This is a genomic window from uncultured Planktosalinus sp. (genome assembly GCF_963973675.1).
Classification (GTDB): Bacteria; Bacteroidota; Bacteroidia; order Flavobacteriales; family Flavobacteriaceae; genus Planktosalinus.
Genome location: NZ_CAXBAN010000003.1, coordinates 1 through 20,168 on the forward strand (window position 1 = coordinate 1; position 20,168 = coordinate 20,168).

The window sequence follows — 20,168 nt, forward strand, 5'->3', positions numbered from 1 at the left end:
TGTTGATGACAGCAAATCAAAGCCTCTTCCTCCATATTCCACAGGTATAGGTAACCCTTGGATTTTTAGTTTACCAACTTCCTTCCACTCTTCTGCATTGAAAGGTCTTTTTTTATTAATAAACCCCAGTTTATTAATTGTATGCTTTACAAAATGAGAAATTTCATCCTGCAACTCCAGTTGGGCTTTGGTGTATTCAAAATTCATTTAAATTATTTAATTTTTGATAGTCAGTTTTATCAGTACTTGTTTTGGGAATATTTTCCAAAATTACAAATTCATCGGGTGTCATATAATGCGGCATATTTTCAAAACAATAATTCCTTAAAATTTACTTCTTCGCCTTTTGTTTGTAAAAATGCAATAATTCTGCATTCAAAATCTGCATTGATTTTTCCAATTACAGCAACGTCAACAAATTGGTGTAAACTATTGATGGTATTTTCGATTTCATCAAGTTCAATTCTGAAACCGTTTTTTTTAACCATACGGTCTTTCCTTCCCAAATAAATGTAGTTTCCTTCTGAATCTTGCTCAACCAAATCACCTGTTTTATACCAAACAACTCCATCAAAGTTCTCAAATGAACTTTTATTTAAATCCTCATTATTCCAATAGCCTTGACATACTCCGGGTCCTGAAATGAGCAATTCCAGTTTACCCTCTTCTGTGATAACGGTTTTTGATTTTAGTCCCTCACAAGTCTTGCCAATTGGAAAGGGTTGTGTTCTATCCTCGCCAACGGGTAATTTTACTTCATAATAAGTACATACATTCGTTTCGGTTGGCCCATAAAGGTTAAAAAATCTTGCCGTTTTCCAAAGTAGAGTTAGTTTTTTTAGTGGTTCAGTCGGGAAGACTTCTCCGGCAAACAAAACAAATTTCAACGAACTGTGATCATGTTTTTCAATTTTACCATAACTAACCATCAACTTTAAAATCGTGGGAGTTGAATACCAGTGAGATATTTTTTTAGTTTCTATTAAATAGGAAAGTGCTAAGGGATTTTTGGCTTCTTTGGAGCTAATCAATATTAATTTTGATCCGTGCTTTATGGACAGATAAAGGTCTAAAATTGATAAATCAAAATGAAATGGTGCATGTGATGAAAAAACACTGTTCTCATCAGGGGAAAAATGAATTGAACACCAGTTAATAAAACTTAATGCATTGTTGTGTGAAAACATAACCCCTTTTGGTTTTCCGGTAGAACCGGAAGTATACAGCATATAAGCTAGATCATCAGGCTGAAAAGGAATAGTTTTAGTTAGTAATAATGAAACTTGTTTTAAACCGTCAACATTAAATTCTTGAATGCTTCCTGATAAACATTTTTTAAATGAAGGGCATTTATCTGAAGTAGTAAAAATTACTGACACCGCACAGTCTTTGATTATAAATAGATTTCTAGATTCAGGAGCTTCATAATCCAATGGGATGTATGTTCCTCCGGCTTTTAAAATTCCAAAAATTATCGCAACAGATTCAATGGATTTTGGGAAATAAACAGCAGCTCTTATATGACTTTCTCCTAAAGATTCCTTTAGGGTTCTTGCTATTCTATTTGAAAGCTTGTTTAGATTTTTATAACTGATGGAGCGCCCCTCTTCTTCAATCGCAATTTTAAACGGCCAATTTTGTGCAGATAATTCTAATAAATTTTCAAGTTTGTTCAGTTTAAGGTTCACTGTTTTTTTGATTTGATAAATTCCCACATCAAATTGACAGAATCTAAATTCTCCTGATCTACTTCATGATGAGAAAATTCAATTTCAAATTCTTTTTCAATAAAATCAACCAATTGAATGGTTGAAATTGAATCCATAATTCTGCTTGAAACTAAGGGAGTTTCTTCATTAAAATCTTTAATTTCTGTATTGCTTAAAAATTCTGTCTTGATGTAATCCAATAGGAATTGTTTATCTTTTACTTGTTCCATAATTCTTGTTTGAAAGGTTACAATTTAAAAATAATTATTATTAAATGAATAAATTTTGTTCTGTTTTAATCTTTAAACTTTTGGCTAAATTTATATAGAGGCAATGCAGTAACTGTAGTAAAAATAGCTATAGCTACCAAAATTGCATAAAGTGTTTGATCAATCAAGCCATACATCATTCCAATATTTGCAATTATTAACTCCATTAACCCTCTTGCATTCATTAGAGATGCTATTGAAAAAGAGTCTTTTTTAGAATAACCCCTTAATCTCATTGACCCAAATAAAGGTACTATTTTACTTGCAAATGCAAATAACAAAATAATAAACGTTGGTCCAAGAATTCCAGATTTTGAGAGTATTGTCATGTCTGTATTAAGTCCCGAAAAAGCAAAAAATACAGGAAGAAGAAGTACTAAAGTAATGTCTTTGACTCTAATTGAAACTGCTTCAATAAAATCATTTTTTCTTGGCATAGCAAGTCCAAGCATAAATCCTCCAAAAACAGAATATAGTCCCAGATAGTCAGTAAAAATGGCACAAACTATTAAGAGGAATATTACTACACTAAATGCGGTATTATCTTGATTTGGATTTTTAGTTTTATTGATAAAATAGGCTAGAAAAGGTCTAACTATATAAAACAAAAAGAGAACAAGAATAATTGCACCAAAAATCATTATTAAAATTTTAGTGTAACTATCGCCTATTGACAAAACTGTTACCAAACCCAGTAACATCCAGCTTATAACATCCTGAATGCTTGCTGAAACCATGGCAAGCCCTCCAATTTTTGTTTTTATTATATTATTGTCTTGTAAAATTCTTGCTAACATCGGAAATGCTGTTATTGCAAAGGCGGTTCCAATAAAAATGGTAAATGAAAAAGTGGATATTTCTTTAGTATTCAGAACATCTCCAAAAAATAACATTACCAAAACTCCAAATAAAAAGGGAGTTATTATTGCAGAGGCTGAAATAACTCCGGCATCTTTCAAGAGCTTTTTATTGAATAAAGACAAATTTATTTCACTGCCCACAAGAAACATGTATAAGGATAGCCCAATGTTAGCAATTACAAACAAGAAAGGCATAACATCTTGTGGAAAAACTTGAATGTATAAATCTGGGAAAAGGTTGCCGAAAATTGTTGGGCCAAGCATTACGCCCGCTATCATTTCACCTACAACTCTTGGTTGTGAAATGTATTTAGCTAATCCTCCAATTATTTGACATGCAGCCAAAATTAATGCTAGGGCAACAGCAACTTTGACAAAAATCTCTAAGTAGGTCATTTATCCTTTATAACTTTATTGATTGTAATGCTTTAATGTATCTAAAATTTCTTGTTCAGTATAAAATTCCCTCCAAGCCCCTTGATCTCTTAATAGTTGGTTAGCAATCAATTCCATTTGATCAAAATTATAACTATTTACTATGTTTTTGTTAATCAACTTTACCTGTAGTTCGGTTGCTACTCCTGTTATTGCTGATAGCACTTTACCGGATGTTGTAATAAGGTCTTCATATCTGATAATATTTTTTTCATTTAATAATAAATAGCTTTTTACAATTTCATTATAAAGTGCAATTTGCCTCAAAAACAAGTTATCGATGGTATTTAAATCTTCAAATAAAACCGGATTTAACCCTTTTAAAACGGTTAAATTTCCTTTTGAAACCGGGACATTGATTGAATTCCAGGAGGCAATAGTCGACACTGGATTTCTGATAACTGAATAACAAGGAAAATGGTTTTTGAGTTCGTTTAACAAAAAAGTGAAATGACCATTATGTTTGATAACAAGTATATAATCTGATGATAATTGTTTTTCGATTTTAAATTTTCCCTTTTTTACTATACTTGATCTGTTTGATTCCCCCTCTTCAAAAGGGTTTGTAGGTATTGCCCCATCTTTTACTTTTGAAATTGCATAACCTTCTTCATCAATCATCCTTCGCATGTTCTCAAAATATTCAATTGTGTTTTTTAATCCTTCACTTTTGTTGGGAAATAATTTTAAATTCATTGGCTCATGCAATGCAACTACATTTGGTAATCTGTTTAACAAATTACAAGTCAAAGTAGTTCCCGAACGTGGCGGACCTGTTAGTATGATATTTTTTTGAATCATAGTTTCAATTGGGTTGCAAAACTCTCAATATCCTCAAAGGAGTAATAATTTAAAAATGCCCCATCACTACAATCCAGCAATATCTTTAGATAACTTGCCATTGCTTGTTTATCATAAAGAGAATTTTTATTCTGATCACTCAATTCATCAGTATAAAAAGTTTCTTTCCCTGAAATAATAGATAGGGCCCTGCCTTGTGTTGTTATTATATCTTCATATTTGATGATGTTTTGTGGTGACAACATAGAGAATTGTAAAAAATACCAATTTAATATAAACATTTGTTTGTCTTCAAGTGTTTTAATTTTTTCCAGCTGATTGTTAAAGTTGGGATTCAACAATTCTGCCTTAGAAACCTTACCTCTACTAACAGATACATTAACACTATGCCAAGACGCCAATACTGATAGTGGATTTCTTACAATAGCAAAACATTCAAATTTTTTATCTAACTGGTCTAAAATTAGAGTAAACTCGGCACAATGTTTTAAAATTAAAGTAAAATCTGAATTTACGTTTTTATCAAATTTCACCAAAGTTCTTTCCAGCACCAATTTTCTTGTTTTATTATCTGTGGAATATGCATTGTCTGTAATCTTTCCTGCTTTTGTTCTTACAGGGACGGCTTGATTTTTTAATAGTTGCTTTCTGTAGGTTGCAAAGGCATTTTTAACTACTTTTTCAGGAGTTAATTTACTCCTGAAAAAGTGTGCTGCAATGGGTTCATTTAAAGCTATTTGATTTTCAACCTCAAGCAGTATTTTACAGCAAAGTGTAGTGCCGGAACGTGGTATACCCGTCAAAATCACGTTACGCCCTGAAGGTTTAGGTTTTGTTAAAAAGCGTTTTATCATTCCAAATGGTATCTACTTGTTTTAAAAGATTAATTAGTGCCTTTTGTTCATTTTCCAAAAGATGGTTTTTGGTAATATCGCTTGCATTTGCAATTAATCGTTCTCTTTCATAGTCAGTCATATTTAGAGCCTTTTTAATTGAGAATATTATGGACAGAAAATTATATTTTGGCATAATACACGTTTTACCATCTATACAAAAATCAATATTTCCTATGGCAAAAGGACAAACAACAAGTTTCTTCATAAACATAGTCTCAAGTGCAGGCAAATAAAATCCCTCAGAACCAAATTTTTCCTCCAAGGGTAAAAAAACAATGGTTCTTGAATTATTGACTAAATTTAAAAAATCGGTACGAGTAGGCAGCTTTGGCGGTAGTTGTACTTTTATGACTAGCTTTTTCTTTCTAAATTTATTTAAAAACAGCTGAGTTTTATAAATTTTTTGTGCCAGTTCAGGATTTTTTAAACCTACTATTAAAATATCAATTTCAGGATTTAATTTGGGGGTTGGAATGTCTTTTGGATCAATGGCATCCGGGATTAAAAATACGGGACCATTAACTCCATATTTCTCAAGTATGCTTTTGCTTAAACTGCTTTTAGTTATTCTAATTGCAGGATACTTAAGAAACTTATTTCTCTTGTCCTGAGGTCTTGTGTGGCGGGGGTGAGCAATATTGACTACAGGTGCCGGGGGGGTAAGCTTCTGTTTTTCATCAAGAATCATCCAGTCAACTCCGGAGAACAACAGTATATCATTTTTTTCTATTTCCCATACTTTAAGTTCATCTATGGTGTTTCTATATGAAGTCCAAACGTTACCTGGGTTATCAAACCAACTAGTTTCGGGGTTAAAATATACTTTTGGCAAAAAATATTCAGAGTCTTTAAGGTGCTCAAAATAATCTCTTACTTTTATTTGACCCCCACTTGTACCACCGTTGTAGATATTAAAAAACCTATGAAAAACGACTCTTCTTTTGTTTAATTCCATGTTTTTTTAAATACTACTTTTGTAATTATTGATTATTAATGAGGCTTATTTTTATTAAATAAATTTCGATTAAGTCAAGCTTCTAAAAGATTTTGGCTACTAATTTATATAAAAAATTAGCATTTATAACTTCTTTCTTTAAATTTGAGGGTATTAAAACACTAACTTTGTTATTTATCAGCCTAAATAATGATTTCAGATCCATCATCAAAATATTACAAGTCAAGTTGGGAGGCCTATTACAAAACCATGGCTTATGAAACATCTCAAATACCATGGGATGTAGCTCCTGATAAAGCAAGCAAACTCGATTTAGAAATTATAACTCAATATTTCAAAAGCTCTTTACCTTTAGTTGATATTGGTTGTGGTATTGGCACACAATCCATGTTTCTAAAAAAACATTTTGATGTTGTTATTGGCACAGACATTTCAGAAGAGGCAATTAAAATTGCAAATCAAAAATATGGAAACGAGAATGTAAAATTCTGCTCTTTAGACATACTGAATTTAGATGAAATAAAAACATTTTCTAATAATTATGGCCCTTGCAATCTTTATATGCGTGGAATGCTGCAGCAAATCCTGGAAGTTGACAGACAAAAATTTACTGAAGCAATAAAAATACTAATGCAAAATAATGGAAAATTGTATTTTACCGAATTATCTACAGACGCCGGAATATTTTTTTTAGACCTAAAAAGAAAGTTGGGTAAATTTCCACCTCAATTGCAAAGGGTATTGACAGAAAAAATAACTAAAATGGTTGGTGTAAACCTCAGGGACATTGATAAAATTTTTATTCCCGAAAGTTTTAATATTTTAGACCATGGAGTAACTACCATTTCATTAAAATTGGATGAAAATAATTATATTGGCGTACCTGCTGTTTATGGGTTGATTTCTTTGAAATGAATAAAAAAATACTAATGGAAAGCAATGTATATACCTCAAAAAGCTATCAGGGAAAAAGCCTGATAGGCAATTTGAAAGAATTATATTTTGACGTCAAGCATTACAGACACCTACTCTACAGTTTAGTTAAACTATCGATCACACAACAATACAAAAAATCGTTGCTTGGTTACACCTGGATTCTTATTTCGCCTTTACTTTCTGTGTTTATTTGGGTTATTTTACAGGCTTCAGGATTGTTTAATCCAGGAGACACACAAGTACCTTATATAGCATTTGTGCTTTTAAGCAATTCAATTTGGGCTTTTTTTATAAGTTTCTACAAGGGAATAAGTGATTCCCTAACCACAAAAGGGAGTGAAATAATTCAAAATAATTTTCCAAAAATAATCATAGTAGTTGAAAGAATTATTATTTCCTTTTTTGATTTTATGATTCCGTTAATATTGTCCATTTTAGTTTTGGCGTTTTTTGGTGTTAAGTTTTCCTGGACTTCGCTGTTATTTTTACCGGCACTACTGCCACTCATAGCCATTGGAATAAGTATAGGGCTTCTATTTTCTGTAATTAAAGTGATAGCTGTGGATTTTAATCTTATATTCAATAATTTTATGGAGGTATTAAAATACCTGACACCGGTTGTTTATTCAACGGCAGTTGCCAGTGATTTAATTCTTGGTATTATAAAATGGAATCCCTTGACTTATCTTATTGAGTTTCCCAGAAACTTACTCCTTGGTGGTGGTTTTGAAAATTGGAACATTTATTTATGGATTTCTCTTGGGAGTTTGATTTTATTATTGCTAGCCATACGGTTTTATTATTTAGCGACACCTTGGGTAATTGAAAAAATGACACTTTGATGGAAATGGAAAAAGAGCTATTGGTTGAAGTAGAAAACGTGAGTAAAAAGTTTTGCAAAAACTTAAAATGGAGCATGTTGCATGGCATAACCGACCTTGGTAAAATTGCAGTTGGAACAGACCTAAAAAGGAATAAACTCAGAAAAGAGGAATTTTGGGCTTTAAATGATGTGAGCCTAAAAGTGCATAGAGGAGATTTGCTCTGTATTCTGGGAAATAATGGTTCCGGTAAAACAACTTTAATGAGATTGATTGCAGGAATTTATCCTGTAGATAAAGGACAAATTACAGTAAATGGTAAAGTTTCCAGTTTGTTTGCTATTAAGTCTGGTATGCATCCCCATTTTAGCGGAAGGGAAAACATATTTATTAAAGGCGGAATGTTTGGACTTACACTTGAACAAATAAATGAAAAAATTGATTGGATTATTGATTTTTCAGAGCTTGGGGATTTTATAGATTCTCCTTTAGGCACCTATTCATCAGGAATGAGATCAAGATTGGGCTATGCCATTGCTGTGGGCACAGAACCTGATGTATTGATAATTGATGAAGGCCTAGCGGTGGGTGATGCTTCATTCAGATTAAAGTGCTTTCAAAATCTCAAATCTATTTCAAAAAACTGTTGCATCATTTTTATTACACATAACATTAAACGAGTTAAAGTGTTAGCAAACCGAATAATGGTTATAGATAAGGGTAAGTTTGTTTACGAAGGTACAAATGTGGAGGAAGGTATGGAGTTTTATATAGATGAATGTGCAAAACTTGTATCAAGAGAATTTTTAAGCTGATTTAAAAATGATGTTTTTTAAAAAAAAATATAAATTAGAATTAATCTCACTTCACATTCCCAAAACGGCAGGCACTTCATTCAGAAATATTTTAAAAGAAGTTTATGGAGAAAAAGGGGTGGTAAGATTTGACATTAATAATAAAGGGGTGGTAAGATTAAATCAGGAATTATATACAAATAAAAAATTACCTGCTGCTAAAGTAATCCATGGTCATTTTGCTTATGATGACCTCAAAACTCTTTTTGACATCCCAACAGAAATTCAAAAAATTACCTGGTTAAGAAACCCCGTGGAGCGAGTAATCTCAAACTATTTTTATCTGGAATCCAGATTAAAAACACTATTGAACGAAGAACAAAATAACCTGAACATCCTTAGCAAAATGCAACGCTCATTATTGGAATACGCCAGAGATGATATAAACAGAAACCGTCAATCCAGATTCCTTTCCGGGATTACCCTTGAAGAATTTGATTTTGTGGGTATTCAAGAGGATTTTGAGAGTGACTTAACTGAAATAGCGAGTACATTAAATTGGAAATCACTCCCAAATATAGTTCATCAAAACAAAACACCTCTTATAAAAAATAGTATCGATTCTGAAACAAAAAAAGAAATTGAATGGCTCAATCAAGACGACATGGAGTTGTATAAAATGGCGCTCAACCTTAGAGGAAAATCTTTATAGGAAATGTTAGAAATCATTCATATTCATATACCTAAAACAGCTGGAACAAGTCTGTTGAATGTACTTCAAAAAAAATACTCCTCCAATGAAATTTGCACAATCAAAAGAAAAGAGTTGATCAAAAATTCTATAAAAGATAATTCTGAAATAATTAAAAATCACATTTCAAAAGAGCATAAAATACTACATGGACATCTGCACTATAAAGAAATAGACTTTGTTCTCAAAATGAATAAAGATGTAAAAATAATCACTTTCCTAAGAAACCCTGTCGACAGAGTGGTATCCAACTATTTGTTTTTCAAGCAAAGAATAATTGAGGGAAAAGTAAATAAAAGCGAATTATCAAGAAAAAATGAAACCTTAATGGAATATGCTCGGTTAGAAGAAAGTCAAAACAGGCAAAGTAAATTTCTGGATGGAATTGATCTTGAAAAAATATATTTTCTAGGTGTAATGGAATCCTTTTCAGAGGATATAAAAAACTTGTGTAAGAAGTTGGAAATAAATTTATTTGAAATACCCGACCTTAACAAAAACAAACACTTTGAGATTAGTTATTTAAAAATTACAGAAACTGAAATTCAAGAAATAAAATCCTTAAACCAAAATGACCTGCTCTTGTATCAAAAAGCACTTGAAATAAGACATAGTAAACAGGTGAATAAATAACAATGGTCTTTCATTAAAGGCCTTTCAATAAACGCATAAAACAGAATAATCTATGAAATGCTGGATAGCTTCTTTCCCCAGGTCTGGAAACACTTTTTTCAGAAACATACTATTCTATGTTTATGGAATAGAGTCGAGCACTTGGCATAAAGAGGCTGGCTATCCGGTTGATGATAATTATGCCGATTTTGATTTTGTAAAAACGCACTTACTTCCTTCAGAATTGGAACCAAAAGATGAAACCATACCGGCCATCTATCTGGTTAGAGACGGTAGAGATGCTTTGGTATCCATAGCTCATCATAAAAGTGATATTGTTGAACCGGGTTCAGATTTTAAAAACAACCTTGAAGAAGCTATAATTGCTGCAGAAGGAAGTTATTTTGGAGGATGGTCAAATAACGTGACTCATTGGGCAAAAAGAGCTGATATAATAATAAAATATGAAGACCTGATTTCCAATCCCAAAAAGGTATTTGAACGGATTGAAAAGTTAATTCCACTACCCCAAGGGAATTGGGAAAACCTGCCCGATTTTAAAAGTATGAAATACGGAAAACCTAAATATGGGGGACAAACAACTTCAAAAATAATTAAAATAGACGAAAATGAATTTGCAAAAAAATTCTTTAGAAAAGGAATTTCAGGAGGTTGGAAAAACGAGTTTCCTAATGATTATTTAAATATATTTTGGCAACTTCATGGTGAAGCTATGGAAACTATGGGCTATGATCCAAGCCCCTCCAATACCCCTCAAAATAGTATAATCGACGAATTAGAAATTAAAAAGCTGGGGATTCTTTCCTCAGGAGATACCAACGAAAAAAAGAAATTAAAAGTCCTTATTGAAGCCAATAAACTTTTAGACATAAAAAATGACGGCATAAAGGTATATCTCACGCAATTATTAAGAAATTTTGAAGTATTGGAAAAAAAAGGCAGTTCTCATTTTAGTTTTGACCTTTTGATTGACAACAAGATTATTCCAATAATAAATTATTTTGATGCCATAGACTCACTTAAAATCGCAACCCACAATTATGAAAATCATCTTTTATCCCTGAAGAATTTGATAAAAAATAAGCTTCCAAAGAATATATACATTCCTCTGGCAGATATTTATAGAAAAAGTCCGGCAAGAAAATTTCTAAGAAAAACAAAGAAAAATACGCTAATAAAAGAAGAAAAGAAAATCCTGCAACATCATTCAAATTTATCAAACCAATATGATATAGTACACCTTCCTTTACCTCAGAACTATGAGAAAGTTAAGCACTTTAAAAGTAAGATTGTTGTTACCATTCATGACATTACACACAAATTATTACCTAAATATCATACTGAACTTAATATTAATCTCTCTGAAGAGGGAATAGCTTTTTGTAAAAAAAAGGACGCTAATTTTATTGCTATCTCCAGTAACACATCAGAAGATTTAAAAAAAATCTATAATTTAACTTTAAATAAAATTGATGTTATTTATGAAGCTTCAGACACCAAACTATTTCAACCCAATATTAATACAAACCACCAGAAACATATAAGAGATAAATATCAAATTTTCAATCAACCTTATTTTCTTTGTCTTTCAACTATAGAGCCCAGAAAAAATATAACTAATACCATTAAAGGTTTTAAAGCTTTTAAAAACAAACATCCTCATTCTAATATAAACCTAGTAATTGCGGGTGAGAAAGGATGGAAAGTTGACAGTATTTCTTTAGAAAAATTTAAAGAAACAAATGATATTATTTTTACAGGCTATATAGATGATGTTGATTTAAAAGCCATATACTCAAGTGCACTTGCTTTTTGCTACCTGTCTTATTATGAGGGTTTTGGATTGCCTCCTTTGGAAGCCATGAGTTGTAAAACAGCTGTAATTCACAGTGGAATAAGTTCACTCTCAGAGGTTATTGGTGATAGTGGCCTTGTCGCTAACCCACATGAACCTCAAAGCATTGCAGATAAAATGGAATTGTTGTTTTTAAATCCAACATTAAGAAATGATTTAGCTATTAAAGGTTTTGAAAAATCACTGACTTATAGTTGGAGAAAAACTACATTGGAAACATTGAAAGTATATAAGAAATGCGCCCTTTAAAAATCGCCATAATAGCTGATGCCTTAGACAATCAAAACGCCGGAGTTCATGTCTTTACAAAAGAAATGATTCGCGCAATAATAAAAACAAATACCACTCACGAAATCCTGCTAATCAGGCAAAAAAAAGAACCAAAAATTGAGGGAGTTAAAGAAATTATTGTCAAAACCACAAAGCTACCGATAGGTTATGCAAGTTTTCGTTTGTTTTGTATTATTCCTTTTATTTTAGTCCGACAGAAGGTAGATATCGTCATTGAACCAGCACACTTTGGCCCCTTTAATTTGCCTTCAAGCATAAAGCGAGTCACTGTAATCCATGATTTAACTCCTATTTTATTTCCAGAGTATCACAGATTCTTCAGTTGGTTTTTACAGAAATTATTCTTAGGTAAAATAATCGCCAAAGCAGATTTATTGATAGCAAACTCAAATTATACCAAGCAGGACATCTTAAAACATTATACCAATTCCAAAGACAAAGTTGTAAAAATATATCCTGATAGCACTTTGTCAAATAAAAATGAACATTTGCCTTTAAAAGTACCGTTCAATTTTCCGTATTTTTTAACTGTGGGCACTATTGAACCCAGAAAAAATCATTTACTACTTTTGGAGGCCTTTGAAATATTTAAGAAGAATAATCCTGAATATAAACTTATTATTGCAGGAGCAAAAGGCTGGAAATCTAACATTATTTATGAAAAGATTTCAAATCATACGTTTAAAGATGATATTATTTTTACGGGTTTTGTAGATAATGAAACCCTATGTAGTTTATATCAAAATGCTACAGCTATGATTTATCCTTCAAAATATGAAGGCTTTGGATTTCCTGTTCTTGAGTCCATCAGGTTGGGAACAATTCCAATTCTAACAAATAATTCCAGTTTGCCGGAAGTTGGAAGCAAACATGCTTTTTATATCCAAAATGAAGACCCTCTTGAGTTGTCAAAAGTTATGCAGCAAGTGGCAACCTTAAAAAGTGAAGAAAGAGAAATTATTATTCAAAGATTAAAACAACACGCTGCACAATTTTCCTGGCAGAATTTTGGTAATCAAATTTGGGAAGAATTAATTATTTTGACGGATAATGAATAATTTTTTTAATCAGTTTTTTTCATTTGGTTCAAAATTTCCGGTGAATATTTAAAAATCTCAAACAACTCTTCAGCAATTAAAGAATGACCCAACGCATTGGGGTGCTTGTCTTTAGGCGCAACAAATAAATCGTAAGGATTATAATCATTATAAACATCAGTAAGGCCAATAACTGTAAAACCAATTTCTTCGACTATAACTGAAATGTCCTCTGGGTAAGTTTTTACAGTAGGATGTTCATCTGTAGTTGGCCAGTAAATCCAAATGGGTTTTATGTTATTCTGAAGACAAAAATCATATAAATATTGGTAAAGGTCAACTAATAATTCATCGGCATATGGTACTAATTTATCATAAACCGACATGGAGTTTGCATTTTTATTAACATTACTTTTGTCAATAATTTCCTGAACAAAATCATATGGAATGGCCTTTCCCGACTCAATAGCAGTAGCAATCGTTTTAAGATTTTTAAATTTATCTACTCCATGAGAAACGATTATTAAGTTATCAAAATCAAACTTTACGCCTTGTTTCATTTCAAAATCATAAATACATTGTACTAAATCAAAACCGGGATTACCAAAATTCCAGAATTCATAATCAACTTTATTATTTAAACTGTTTAGATTTTGTTCTAGAAGTTCGTCAAAAAGTTCATGATCTGCCACCCCGGAACCATTAACATATGATCCACCCAAAATTCCTGTTCTAATTGTATTTGATGGTTTTATTTTGGAATAATTTTGGTCTCTGATTCCTAAAAAATTTGTTGTATAAGGCTTTTCTTTAAATGTAAAAGTGATGTTTGGCTTGCCTATTACATTTCTAATGTCTTCTACTATAATGGCTCCTTCAGAATTAATAAACCTGCCTCGACCTCTTCGCTCAACAATCTCGCCTACCGGGTTTGTTAACTCATTACCAATAAGTATCTCTTCATAATAACCATCAACAAGTAAATTTTCATCGGCTATATTTAGTTTAGGCTCTAAAAAACCAATTAAATCAATATTACTTTGTTTTGCAAGTAAAGTTTGAACGGGTTGCAATTGAAATACCATTAAAAGAAAAAGCATTGCAATTGACCAAAAACTAGCTAGTTTTGTTTTAGGATCTGGATCCACAACTTTTCCAAACTCTTTTAATTCAAAAAATCTGTAAGTAACTGTACCTAATATCCATGTTACAATTAAAATGATAAATAACGATAGATATTGTAATTGACTACCTACTAATATATTTTTAACAACATAAAACCAAGATCCCATTGTTGTAGAAGACCAAATGGACCACAAAACACTCATAACTAAAAACATCCCCAAAATTTGAGTTGTCATTAAAGCTGAATATTTCCAGGACTTTTCATCAATTTGATTGGATTTTCTTTTTGATTCCCAAATTGCATTTCCGGCAACTAAAATGCCAAATACACCCCAAAAAACAATATCAACCATTCTGAGTGGAAAATAACCCCTCAACCAAAACCATTGAAAAGAATGTAAAAACCAAGTAATAAAAAATATAACTAAGATTGCAAAAACTTTAGCATTTAAATCTCCATATTTTCTAAGTTTAAAAAATAAAGGGTAATAAAAAAGCTTTATCAAATAATCTCTAAAGTAAATATTAATCCGTCTCCATAAATCGGAAAAACCGGAGGCTAAAAAATAATTATCAAATACTCTTGGCAGATTAAAACCAAATAAACATAAAACGCCTACAGAAATATGAAATAATCCCGAGAGTCTAATAATTAATAAATAATTGGTTGTCATATAATGCCATAATGAAACAACGTCTGTAACTTCAGTGGGTGGTAATAAAAAGTAATAATAAATCACACGGTATACCAACAGATGAAAAAGCCCTAAAACAATCCACTGTACCCCTTTTTTATAAATTGAAATCGCCGAGTCGTTATAGTAATTTCTTAAAAATAATTTATAATCAACTGCTGGAAAAAGTAGTATTGCCATGTTTGGCAACATAAAAAAATAGGTAATATCTTTAATTAACTTAGGCCGTTCTTTTTGATACGTTTTATCAAAAAGAAAAATTGATAATCTAAAAATAAACATTGAACCTAAAGTTGAAACAACTACTAAATGTGGCACTAACCAATCTGGTTTTAAGGCCATTAACACAATTAGTCCTAAAAAGACAAGGACAAGTAAAATGTTTCTTAAAAACTTTTCTAAAAAAACTGAAATTAGTGTTACAATAACACCTATACTTAATACTCCAATCATTCCGGTTAAACCATTTATCAGGAACAATAAAACCAAGCCAAGTAATAAGAAAAAATACAACCTGTAAGGACGTGAAATGATTGAGTTAACTAAAAACCCAATAGAAGCAACAAGCAGAAGTTTATCTAAATTCAAAAAGGATTCAACGTCATACCAAAAGACCAATAGATTAATTGCTATTAATTGCAAAAGTATCAATCCAAATACCCATAGATTATTTTTATCCACAGTTGATTCACCGGAGTTTTGACTATTTACCATATTTGTATTTAATATATTGGCACATAAATTTCTAACAGTTGTGCATTACCATTTTTAAAATAAATTTCCTGAACAGCTGCAGGAATTAAAACTGTTTCACCAGTTATAAGGTTTTCAGATGCTCCTTCGCAATTTATTTCAGTATTTCCCGAAACACACATATAAACTACAAATGAGTCAATTTTTGATATATTTCTATAAGTTTGGTCTTTGGTGTTAAAAACACTAACTGAAAAATAAGGAGATTCAACAAGTAAAGGGGAATTTTTCTTTTCACTTGAAAACTTTTTGTTTGTGTTTGCGTCAAAATCGATAGCATTGATTGCAAGATCGTTGTGAAGTTCCCTTAATTGACCATTTGTATCGGGTCTATTCCAGTCATAAATGCGATATGTAACATCAGATGTTTGTTGAATTTCAGCTAGCAACACTCCGGCTCCTATGGCGTGAACAAGCCCTGGTGAAATATAAAAAGCATCACCCTGCTTAATTTTTTCTTTGTGAAGAATCGCTTCTATTTGATTATTTTCAACAGCATTTAAAAAAATATTTTTGTTTATTTTTTGGTTAAACCCTAAAATTAACTCACTATCAGTGTCTGCTTGAATGATGTACCACATTTCGGTTTTACCAAAGGAATTATGCCGCTTCTTTGCCAGCACATCATCTGGATGTAATTGAACTGAAAGGGTTTTCTTGGCGTCTATAAACTTAAACAAAAGCGGAAATTTATTCCCAAACTGTTTAAAAACGTGTTTTCCAAGCAACTCTTCTTTATAATCACGAACAATCTCTGAAATAGATTGGCCCTTTAATAGACCATTTGAAACTACTGAAATATTATTTTCAACATCTGAAATTTCCCAACTCTCACCCACATTAGAAGCCAAAGAACTCTTGTTGAGAAGTTTCATTAACTTCGTTCCTCCCCAAACTTTTTCTTTTAAAATGGGTTGAAACTTGATTGGGTATGCAGGTATATTCATAAATTAATATGTTTCCTTTAATACGTCAAGTGCTTTTTTAATATGACGAGAAGCATTCATAGAATTGAACACATACAAAACGCGACCATCTTGTCCCACAATATAGGTTTCTCTTCCGGGAAGAAGTCCAAAAAGGTCATTTTTAACGCCAAATTTTCTTTTTACCTTTCCGTTTTCATCTGAAAGTAATATAAATGGTAGATTGTATTTTTTTGCAAATCGTTCATGTGAATTTTTAGAATCTGCACTAATTCCAATTACAGTTGCTCCAAGCGCTTCAAAATCTTTATAGCTATCACGAAAACTACACGCTTCTTTTGTACAACCCGGTGTGAAGTTTTTTGGGTAGAAATAAATTACAAGCTTTTTTTTTCCTTTTACAGATTTGATATCAAATTCGTTTCCGTTTTGGTCTGTCAATTTGAAATCGGGTATGGTATCACCAATAGTAATGCTCATCGTTATTCTCCTGTATAAGTTACATAGTTTCTTGGGGTTTCATATAGAGTTACCGAAATTTTGTATTTTTTTTCAAGCTTTCTTCTTAGTTTATTCCAAATGACAACTGCAATGTTTTCGACTGTGGGATTTAAATCTTTAAATTCCGGGACATCAAGATTAAGGTTTTTGTGGTCAAAAGGATTTTCAACTTCTTGAAAAATAAGCTCTTTTAAAATTTTTAAATCAATTAAATAGCCGGTTTCGGGGTCAATTTCGCCACTAAGACCCACAATAAGTTCATAATTGTGACCGTGATAGTTTACGTTGTTACATTTTCCAAAAATGGCATTGTTTTTTTCTTCACTCCAATCTTTTCTGTAAAGACGGTGTGCTGCGTTGAAGTGTGCTTTTCTATAAACCGTTAGTGGCATAATTATATGTGTTCTTGGTATTTGTCAAAAATAATTTTAAACCAGGCAGTATAGCTTTGTGGGTTTAAAACAATATCTTTTTTGATATCTGAAATTGTCATCCATTTCCAGTTTGCAACTTCTTCAGGATTAAGAATGGGTACTCCATTGAAGTGTCCGGTGAGAATGTGGTCAAATTCATGTTCTGTTAATCCATTATCAAAAGGAGCTTTGTAAATAAAAGAAATGGTTTCTTTAAGTCCTGTAACAAATCCCATTTCTTCTTGCAGGCGGCGCTTGCCTGCTTCGATGTTACTTTCACCATCCCGTTGATGGCTACAACATGTGTTAGTCCACAAACCAGGTGAATGGTATTTATCAAAAGCCCTTTGCTGAAGCATAAGTTCATTTTTATCATTAAAAACAAACACTGAAAAAGCTCTATGAAGAAGTGCTTTTTCATGAGCTTCCTGCTTGGGCATCAGTCCTATTTTTTCGTCATTTTCATTGACCAGGACGACCATTTCTTCTGGCATATCAATTTCTTTTTCTCAAAAATACAAAATCGGTTTTAAGTTTCAATAAAAAAAAGCGTCTCGTTAACTGAAATTTATCAGTTTAAGACGCTTTTACTCTAACTTAAAACTTAACTTTTAATTCTGAATTATAAACATGGATCGCCTGTTTAATTGGTGTTTTTCTTCACTACAAGCTACTCCATTAGAACATTCGTTTATTAATCTTGATTCTCCATAGCCTCTTGCGCTTAGTCTATCTCTATCAATTCCTTTACTTACTAACCACTCCAAAGTAGACTGTGCTCTGCGTTCAGAAAGTAATTCATTGTAAACATCACTTCCTCTGCTATCTGTGTGAGATTCAATGTGTATTATCAGTTCTGGATATTCTTTCATTGCAGCTAATATTTTAGCGAGCTCAACAGCTGCATCAGGTCTGATATTGTATCTGTCAAAATCAAAATAGATGGGTTGAAGTGTAAGCCTGCATCCCAAATCGTTTGGTGGGCAGGGGTCTGAAGATTTCAGCATTAAAGGAACATCGATACTTGAGGAGTTTTCAGGTGTATTGATGACTTTTTCTGTTGGGTTATAGTTTTCCTTGGTTCCTCTAATTATATATTTTTTATCACAATTTGCTTTAAAAGTATATTTAGCATTGCTTCCTACGGTCGTAGTAGAAATAACTTCGTTACCCTCATCCATTAAAGTAACTAAAGAACCCGGTAATAATTCACCTGTATCTTCATCAGTTACAAGGCCTGATATGGTTATTTCACAAATTCTATTAATTCTGTATATGTCATCATCTTTACTACCTGAATCACCACTTCTGTTTGACGAGATAAAACCAATATTTGAATTAGTGTCAAGAATAAAACCAAAATCATCTTTACTACTATTAACTGGTGTTCCTAAAGGATTTATTTTAGTTGGTAAGCCCTGTTCATTTAATTCGGTATAAAAAACATCAAATCCACCAAGCCCGGCTCTGCCATCAGTAGAGAAATAAAGCACATTCTCATCGCTTATGAAAGGGAATGACTCTCTGGCTTCTGTATTGATGGAAACTCCTAAATTTACAGGATTACCAAAACTACCATTGTCTAAAATGTCAACATACCATAAATCTGATTGCCCTGTGGTACCCGGCATATCCGATGAAAAGTACAACTTCTTTCCATCTACACTCAAAGCTGGGTGTGCAACAGAATATGAATCATCATTGAAAGGCAATTCCTCAATATTTGTCCAGGTGTTTTCAGCTAACATTGTCGCTCTGTAGATTTTTAATCTTATTAAATTGTCTTTATCCTTTTTCTTTTTTCCATCAATGTAATTGTTTCTGGTAAAATAAATTGTTTTTCCATCTTTAGCAAAGACAGCGGTTGACTCATGAAATTTTGTATTAATATCTTCTGATAAAAGTGTGGCCCCTGAAAGTTTGCCATCTTCATTTTTATCAGCTACATATAGATTTAAAAAAGGTTGGGCATTCCAGTCATGGATTTTTGGCTTCACAACTCCTAAACCTGAGGCAGAAGCAAAAACTAATTTACCATTATAAAAAGAGGGGCCAAAGTCTGAATATTCAGAATTTATTTCTGTTTTCTCGAAAACATATTTATCCTCCAAACTTAAGATTGAGTTTAAATAGTCTTTATTATTCTTATAATCTTGAATAATTTGTTGAGATCCACCACTTTCAGCAAATGCATTCATAAATTCATCAGCTTTTTCATAGTCACCTTTGCTTTTTAAACTTTGCGAAGCTCTAAAATAGTACTCGGGTTCAGTTTCCTCAGGAAATTCAATTATAAGTTTTTCATACCACTTTGCAGCATTTGAATATTCACTATTAAAGTAATAAGTATTTCCTAATTTTTTATAAATCTCTGCAGATGTATATCCTTCTTCTACAACTTTCAAGTAGATTTTCTGTGCATCTATATAAGAATACTGATCATAGGCTCTATCAGCTTTTTTGATTTGAGCTTTTTGAGCAATCAAACCTGCTGTAGAGAAAAATATCACAAGGATTAAAACTATTTTGGTATTTATTTTCATCACTAAGTGTTTAAGTTGTTAAAAGAATCTAGGCGAAAGTATTCTGTCTTTCGATTTGAATATTTCATATCGCAAGAAAAATTCAAATGATCCATCGTTGTATTTTGTTAAATCTGTAGTTTCTCTATCATAAGCAAAACCTAAAAAGAGACCATCTGAAACCTGAAAT

21 protein-coding genes are annotated in these 20,168 nt (G+C 31.8%); 7 read left to right on the forward strand and 14 right to left on the reverse strand.

Going from position 1 to position 20,168, the window contains the following annotated elements:
* The 7 genes from AACY61_RS00270 to AACY61_RS00300 form a co-directional block, all read right to left on the reverse strand.
* Positions 1-207: acyl-CoA dehydrogenase family protein (locus AACY61_RS00270; protein ID WP_339609026.1), on the reverse strand; the 207-nt coding region annotated here is incomplete at its 3' end.
* Between the two features lie 101 nt (positions 208-308).
* Positions 309-1,688 carry an amino acid adenylation domain-containing protein gene (locus AACY61_RS00275; protein ID WP_339609028.1) on the reverse strand — a complete coding sequence of 460 codons (1,380 nt, stop codon included), beginning with the start codon at positions 1,686-1,688 and terminating at the stop codon, positions 309-311.
* Complete coding sequence (locus AACY61_RS00280; protein WP_339609030.1) at positions 1,685-1,939, reverse strand: hypothetical protein; 255 nt, start codon at positions 1,937-1,939, stop codon at positions 1,685-1,687. The genes AACY61_RS00275 and AACY61_RS00280 overlap by 4 nt, the downstream gene beginning before the upstream one ends.
* 65 nt (positions 1,940-2,004) lie before the next feature.
* Positions 2,005-3,234: a cation:proton antiporter gene (locus tag AACY61_RS00285; protein WP_339609032.1), complete on the reverse strand. Its 1,230-nt coding sequence runs from the start codon at positions 3,232-3,234 to the stop codon at positions 2,005-2,007.
* A 15-nt stretch (positions 3,235-3,249) separates the two neighbouring features.
* Positions 3,250-4,074 (reverse strand): hypothetical protein, encoded by an 825-nt coding sequence (locus AACY61_RS00290; RefSeq protein WP_339609034.1) that lies wholly within the window; start codon positions 4,072-4,074, stop codon positions 3,250-3,252.
* Entirely contained in the window at positions 4,071-4,928 is an 858-nt protein-coding gene (locus AACY61_RS00295; protein WP_339609036.1) for a hypothetical protein, read from the reverse strand. The genes AACY61_RS00290 and AACY61_RS00295 overlap by 4 nt, the downstream gene beginning before the upstream one ends.
* On the reverse strand, positions 4,900-5,925 hold the full coding sequence (locus tag AACY61_RS00300) for a hypothetical protein (protein WP_339609038.1): 1,026 nt from the start codon (positions 5,923-5,925) through the stop codon (positions 4,900-4,902). Before AACY61_RS00300 ends, AACY61_RS00295 begins: the two co-directional genes overlap by 29 nt.
* Before the next feature lie 189 nt (positions 5,926-6,114).
* Between AACY61_RS00300 and AACY61_RS00305 the strand changes: the two genes are divergently transcribed.
* From AACY61_RS00305 to AACY61_RS00335, 7 genes are read left to right on the forward strand one after another with little or no spacing between them, the layout of a single operon-like run.
* Positions 6,115-6,840 (forward strand): methyltransferase domain-containing protein, encoded by a 726-nt coding sequence (locus AACY61_RS00305; protein WP_339609040.1) that lies wholly within the window; start codon positions 6,115-6,117, stop codon positions 6,838-6,840.
* The gene (locus AACY61_RS00310; RefSeq protein ID WP_339609042.1) at positions 6,837-7,703 is read left to right on the forward strand and encodes a hypothetical protein; all 867 of its coding nucleotides are present in this window, start codon (positions 6,837-6,839) and stop codon (positions 7,701-7,703) included. Before AACY61_RS00305 ends, AACY61_RS00310 begins: the two co-directional genes overlap by 4 nt.
* Positions 7,703-8,497, forward strand: coding sequence for an ABC transporter ATP-binding protein (locus tag AACY61_RS00315; RefSeq protein WP_339609044.1), 795 nt, complete (start codon positions 7,703-7,705; stop codon positions 8,495-8,497). Before AACY61_RS00310 ends, AACY61_RS00315 begins: the two co-directional genes overlap by 1 nt.
* A 7-nt stretch (positions 8,498-8,504) precedes the next feature.
* Complete coding sequence (locus AACY61_RS00320) at positions 8,505-9,188, forward strand: sulfotransferase family 2 domain-containing protein (protein ID WP_339609046.1); 684 nt, start codon at positions 8,505-8,507, stop codon at positions 9,186-9,188.
* A gap of 3 nt (positions 9,189-9,191) precedes the next feature.
* Positions 9,192-9,860: a sulfotransferase family 2 domain-containing protein gene (locus tag AACY61_RS00325; RefSeq protein WP_339609048.1), complete on the forward strand. Its 669-nt coding sequence runs from the start codon at positions 9,192-9,194 to the stop codon at positions 9,858-9,860.
* A gap of 52 nt (positions 9,861-9,912) precedes the next feature.
* Positions 9,913-11,964, forward strand: coding sequence for a glycosyltransferase (locus tag AACY61_RS00330; protein WP_339609050.1), 2,052 nt, complete (start codon positions 9,913-9,915; stop codon positions 11,962-11,964).
* The gene (locus AACY61_RS00335; protein ID WP_339609052.1) at positions 11,952-13,064 is read left to right on the forward strand and encodes a glycosyltransferase family 1 protein; all 1,113 of its coding nucleotides are present in this window, start codon (positions 11,952-11,954) and stop codon (positions 13,062-13,064) included. Before AACY61_RS00330 ends, AACY61_RS00335 begins: the two co-directional genes overlap by 13 nt.
* 5 nt (positions 13,065-13,069) lie before the next feature.
* Here AACY61_RS00335 and AACY61_RS00340 read toward each other — a convergent pair whose 3' ends face one another.
* From AACY61_RS00340 to AACY61_RS00370, 7 genes are all read right to left on the reverse strand, one after another.
* Positions 13,070-15,316 carry a hypothetical protein gene (locus tag AACY61_RS00340; protein WP_339609054.1) on the reverse strand — a complete coding sequence of 749 codons (2,247 nt, stop codon included), beginning with the start codon at positions 15,314-15,316 and terminating at the stop codon, positions 13,070-13,072.
* Between the two features lie 269 nt (positions 15,317-15,585).
* Positions 15,586-16,563 carry a type I phosphomannose isomerase catalytic subunit gene (locus AACY61_RS00345; protein ID WP_339609056.1) on the reverse strand — a complete coding sequence of 326 codons (978 nt, stop codon included), beginning with the start codon at positions 16,561-16,563 and terminating at the stop codon, positions 15,586-15,588.
* 3 nt (positions 16,564-16,566) lie between these two features.
* The gene (locus tag AACY61_RS00350) at positions 16,567-17,022 is read right to left on the reverse strand and encodes a peroxiredoxin (RefSeq protein WP_339609058.1); all 456 of its coding nucleotides are present in this window, start codon (positions 17,020-17,022) and stop codon (positions 16,567-16,569) included.
* 2 nt (positions 17,023-17,024) lie between these two features.
* Positions 17,025-17,435, reverse strand: a complete 411-nt coding sequence (locus AACY61_RS00355) for a 6-carboxytetrahydropterin synthase (protein WP_339609060.1) — start codon at positions 17,433-17,435, stop codon at positions 17,025-17,027.
* Between the two features lie 2 nt (positions 17,436-17,437).
* Positions 17,438-17,950: an isopentenyl-diphosphate Delta-isomerase gene (gene idi / locus AACY61_RS00360; protein ID WP_339609062.1), complete on the reverse strand. Its 513-nt coding sequence runs from the start codon at positions 17,948-17,950 to the stop codon at positions 17,438-17,440.
* Between the two features lie 117 nt (positions 17,951-18,067).
* Positions 18,068-19,999, reverse strand: a complete 1,932-nt coding sequence (locus AACY61_RS00365; protein WP_339609064.1) for an OmpA family protein — start codon at positions 19,997-19,999, stop codon at positions 18,068-18,070.
* A gap of 18 nt (positions 20,000-20,017) precedes the next feature.
* Positions 20,018-20,168: type IX secretion system membrane protein PorP/SprF (locus AACY61_RS00370; RefSeq protein ID WP_339609066.1), on the reverse strand; the 151-nt coding region annotated here is incomplete at its 5' end.